General features: G+C 52.6%; 1 protein-coding gene. It reads right to left on the reverse strand.

Annotated features, from left to right (window positions below; all coding sequences use genetic code 11):
- Nucleotides 1-960: ABC transporter ATP-binding protein/permease (locus DPQ25_RS14310; RefSeq protein WP_146740578.1), on the reverse strand; the 960-nt coding region annotated here is incomplete at both ends.

Here is a 960-nt window from a genome sequence, read left to right on the forward strand (position 1 = left end):
CCATGATGTCGTTTTCGCTCTCCACGTCGATATTGGAGGTGGCCTCATCGAAAATATATACCGGGCTGTCGTGGAGCAGCGCCCTTGCCAGAGCAAGGCGCTGGCATTGACCGCCGGACAGATTCGACGCCTTTTCCAGCAATGGGGTATTCAGTCCCTGCTCGGATTTCAAAAACGCGGCTAAATTTACCCGTTCCAGTACCGCCCATAATTCTTCATCAGAAGCGTCCGGTTTTCCCATCAGCAGATTGTCCCGCACCGTTCCTTTGAACAAATAGCTCTGGTGGCTGATGTAGGTAATATTTTGCAGCAGGGAGCTTTCATTGATTTCATTTAGCTCTATTCCGCCCACTGTGACCAAACCGGCGTATCCTTTGTTCCTTCCCATCAGAATGGAAGCGACAGTGGATTTTCCGCAGCCGCTTTCTCCGACCAAGGCTATAAAGCTGCCCTGGGGAAAGTCCATAGCTATGCCGTGCAGAATTTCCCGGTCCGGCTCATAGGAAAACCGCAGGTCGGAACAGGCAATCGAGCAATCTTCCGGCATTTTTGTTTCTTTCGGCGCGGCTTCCTCCAAATCCAGCAGGCGGAAAATCTTGTCGCTGGCCGCCATGCCGTTCATCGCGATGTGAAAAAAGGAACCGAGCTGCCGCATGGGGATGAAAAAATCCGCCGCCAGCAGGATAATCAACAGGCAGCCAGCCAAAGAGACGTGGTTCCCGGTATACTGTGTCACCGCCATAATCACGCCGAGGGCCGCACCGCCGTAAGCGATCAAATCCATAATGGTGATGGAGTTAAGCTGCATAGTGAGCACCTTCATGGTGATCTTGCGGAACTTCTCAGCCTCCACGTTCATTTCCCGGTTCTTAAACTCGTCCGCCTGATAGATTTTCAGGGTGGTCAAGCCCTGCAAATTCTCTAAAAAGGTATCGCCCAGCGCCGTGTACTGCCCCCAGT

Source organism: Hydrogeniiclostridium mannosilyticum (genome assembly GCF_003268275.1).
Classification (GTDB): domain Bacteria; phylum Bacillota; class Clostridia; order Oscillospirales; family Acutalibacteraceae; genus Hydrogeniiclostridium; species Hydrogeniiclostridium mannosilyticum.